The organism is Mucilaginibacter sp. (assembly GCF_036383575.1).
In the GTDB taxonomy this organism is placed as follows: domain Bacteria; phylum Bacteroidota; class Bacteroidia; order Sphingobacteriales; family Sphingobacteriaceae; genus Mucilaginibacter.
Genome location: NZ_DASVOB010000716.1, coordinates 1 through 3,815, shown reverse-complemented (window position 1 = coordinate 3,815; position 3,815 = coordinate 1). Strand labels below are relative to the sequence as shown.

The 3,815-nt window shown below is 44.1% G+C and carries 3 protein-coding genes; 1 reads left to right on the top strand and 2 read right to left on the bottom strand.

The window, feature by feature from the left end; genetic code table 11:
• Positions 1 to 96 precede the first annotated feature (96 nt).
• Together VF500_RS25725 and VF500_RS25720 are read right to left on the bottom strand one after the other, a co-directional pair.
• The gene (locus tag VF500_RS25725) at positions 97 to 504 is read right to left on the bottom strand and encodes a hypothetical protein (RefSeq protein ID WP_330862402.1); all 408 of its coding nucleotides are present in this window, start codon (positions 502 to 504) and stop codon (positions 97 to 99) included.
• Positions 505 to 658: 154 nt separating this feature from the next.
• Positions 659 to 817: a hypothetical protein gene (locus tag VF500_RS25720; RefSeq protein WP_330862401.1), complete on the bottom strand. Its 159-nt coding sequence runs from the start codon at positions 815 to 817 to the stop codon at positions 659 to 661.
• Positions 818 to 1,107: 290 nt separating this feature from the next.
• Between VF500_RS25720 and VF500_RS25715 the strand changes: the two genes are divergently transcribed.
• Positions 1,108 to 2,997, top strand: coding sequence for an SPFH domain-containing protein (locus VF500_RS25715; RefSeq protein WP_330862400.1), 1,890 nt, complete (start codon positions 1,108 to 1,110; stop codon positions 2,995 to 2,997).
• The last annotated feature ends 818 nt before the right edge of the window (positions 2,998 to 3,815 follow it).

Genomic DNA, 3,815 nt, shown 5'->3' with positions numbered 1-3,815 from the left:
ATCTTCCGAACGCCTATGGTGACAACACCAACAACGGCGCTTGCACAGCACTGCTACCACAAGGCAACAGCCTTGCAATAACGGAGGAAATCATCGTTAAAATTTGCTTGCCCGCAAAGCAGTAACCTTTGAGCCATCGGGGCCGGTGCTTTCAAAAACTATTTTATTTTCGGTTAGTTCCGAAACGTAAAAAACAAAATCGCGCGTTTTACCATCAGGTAGTTTCTCGGTGATATTCATGTTGCTGCCATTAAGCGTAAAGCTGCCGTGCGAAAGGAACTTGCCACCCCAAACTATCAGGAACTTCATTTCGGGCGTAAACTGAATGTAAGGCACGTTTGCATCTAACTCAGCTTGTTTTACAGTATCCGGCGGACTGGCATTCGGGTGCTCAATTTTTACATACTTCCATTTACCGGTAAGCGTTGTAACCGAAACTGTGGGTTTGCATGATGTTATAAAAAGTGTCACAACAGCAAGCAATAAAAAGCCTTGTTTTATCATAACATAAAATGTTTGGATAAAACTATACAATTGCTTTTGAAATTGAAAGCGCAAACGGAGGTGGGCTTACTGTGAGCTTAGTCTTTAGTCTAAAGTTCAAAGTATAGAGAGGCGAAAAACAGACTTAAGACTTAGTACTATTGACTTTACACGATTACTTCTTCAAACCTTTTTTAATACGCTCTTCTGCCTGCTTCACTTCGTCCTTTTCACTTAGCGGGCCTTCGGTTTTGAGCTCTTTGGCTTTTTGCCCCTCCGCTTTTGTTGTACCTGCTTTGGTGCCTTCTTTTTTGGTGTCTTTAGGAATGCTCATAGCGGTAATGTTAAGTTTTCATTAAACAATATGATACCAGTTTAACTATGGGGATTGTTAAATGTTTTTTGAAAAATCATTATAAAATTTACTTTCTGTGTATCAATTAATTACATGGGTTTGACGTTGCCTGTAAAATATTTTAAAGATTTTTCGTAACAAAGCATAACTGCAACTGTCTTAATGACACTATATAGCCAAGGTACTCTTCCAGGTAAGCTATAAGTATTGTGAGGGCCCGCACCTTAAGGGTTCCGTTAATAAAAAAATCAAAAACAATCTTTAAAAAAATGGACAATCTAATTGTTAGTCTGTGGTGGGTTATACCCGTCATAGTGTTATTGCTGATGTACAAATTTGTTTTGCGCGTGTTTTTCGGTATGGTTATCGTGCCCGACAACCGTATCGGTTTGGTGATCAAAAAGTTCACCCTGTCGGGCAATACCCGTTTGCCCGATGGTCGTATTATAGCCACTAATGGCGAAGCCGGTATGCAGGCCAAAGCGCTTGCTCCTGGTTTGTACTGGCGTATGTGGCCCTGGCAGTATACCATTAATATGGAGCCATTTACCATTATTGAGCAGGGTAAGCTTGGGCTGATCAAAGCTAAAGACGGTGCGTCGTTTGATACCGGCCGTGTATTGGGAAAACCGGTTGAGTGCGATAAATTTCAGGATGCCATTGCGTTTTTGGATAACAAGGGCCAAAAAGGCCCGCAGGCCGCTTTTCTTACGCCGGGTAGCTATCGTATCAATACGTTTTTGTTTGAGATAGAGATGGTGCCTATTACCCAGATCCAGGAAAATAAGGTAGGTATTGTTACCACCCTGGATGGTGAGCCGCTGGATAAGGGCGAAATTGCCGGCGAATCGGTAGCCGGTCACAAGAACTATCAGGATCCCATTGCGTTTATTAACGCCGGCGGCCGCAAGGGTTTGCAGGAGGATGTGATACTGGCCGGTACTTATTACTTAAACCCATGGTTTGTAATTGTTGAACAGGTTGACATGACCTATATCCCAATCGGTTATGTGGGCGTTGTAAACTCCTTTGTAGGCCCGGAAGGTTTGGATACCAGTGGCGATAACTTTAAGCACGGTAATATTGTTAAACGTAACCAAAAAGGTGTTTGGGAAGAGCCCTTGGATCCGGGCAAGCACCCGGTTAACATTTATACCCATGCGGTTGAGATTGTCCCTACCACCAACATCGTGCTTAACTGGGCCGATAGCCGTACCGAGGCGCATGAATTGGATAAAAACCTGTGTACCATTACGGTAAGGTCAAGTGATGGTTTTACATTCAATTTGGATGTATCACAGATCATTCACGTGCCGCGTAATGAAGCACCAAAGGTGATTGCCCGTTTTGGTAAAATGAAAAACCTGGTATCGCAGGTATTGGAACCTACTATTGCCAACTACTTCCGTAACTCGGCCCAAAAAAGTGATGTGATCGGATTTTTGGCCAATCGTATCCAAAGGCAAACAGATGCTCGCGAGCATATTGGCGCGGTATTAACAACCTACAACGTAATTGGCGTGGATACCCTGATAGGTGATATCGTGCCTCCGGCTGCGCTGATGAAAACCCTTACTGACCGTAAACTGGCCGAAGAGGAAAAGGTTACTTACGAAATTCAGCGCCATGCGCAAATTGAACGTAAGGAATTTGAAAGTGCCCGCGCCGGTGCCGATATGCAGCCGGAAGTAGTGAAATCAACCCGCCAGGTTGAGATCAACACCCAGATGGCTGCTTCAAGGGTTGCCGCATCAAAAGGTGAGGCCGAAGCTAAAACTATCAACGCCAAAGCCGATGCCGAGGTAAGGATCACCATAGCAAAAGCCGATGCTGAAGCCAAAACCGTGAACGCAAAAGCCGATGCTAACGCTACAGAGGTGAATGGTTTGGCCGAAGGCGCCAAGATCAAAGCGATAGGTTTATCAGAAGCCGAGGTAACCAAACAAAAAACCGAAGCGATGGGTACCGAACAATACGCCATAGTACGTGTGGCCGAAGCTTTGGCTGCCGCCGGTATCAGGTTAGTACCTGAGATATTGGTGAGCGGTAAAGATGGCAGCGGCAGCGGTATGATTGATGCCCTGATTGGTACCGAAATGCTTAAAAAACTGCAGATCGAAAACCAGGGCAAAGGCGGCGCCACCACTAAAGGCGAATAATTGAAATATCCTGATGCATAAAATTTGTAAACAGGTTATGAAATCCTGATAGATTATGCATCATGGTTAAGGTTTGTGATTAGAGATTTTTGAGGGAGAGTACATATGATTTCAAAATCCTAAACCTTTTTATTGAAGAAATCTGCGGTTGGAGGTGAGTTTAGTTACTGCCTCCGGCCAAAGAAAAATGAGTTCTTTATACCTAAACCTTTTTTTAACGTGATCAGGGGGTGGAGATTAGAAATGGGTTGCTGTGATAGTATCCAGCTTTATGATTCAACCGCACTGATATAATTGACGAGGCTTTTAACCTAAACCGATCAATGAACAAAGGCATTCCGCGAGGGGATGCCTTTTGTGTTTTATAAAGAGCTGTTTAAAAAAAACGTCATTGCGAGTATCCACCAGGGAGCCTTGGAAAAAACCGTAATGACGTAGAAAAAATATATTTTAGGGATGTTGTGCGGGGGCGCGTTGGGGATTGCAGTGGAAGCCCACAGCGCGTGTAGGGATTGAGGGTAGGGAAGGCGAGGACTTGTAACGGAAAGCCCGGGCCGCAGGCAACGCCCATGTTATAAAATCGGCCCAAAATATACACTTAATAATCAATAACTTACAATTACGTCATTATAAGGAACGAAGCAATCCCCTACAAGTAGAGCGGCTCTGTATAGTTAGGGATTGCTTCGTACCTTATAATGACGTGCATGTAAAGCATTCATAATCAAGCTGCATTTTGAAGTGTAAGGCCGAGTTTTTGCGCTTCTTTTTGCAGACGAGCGATCTTTCTTGCCTTTTGGATTTCAGGATCCTGCTGA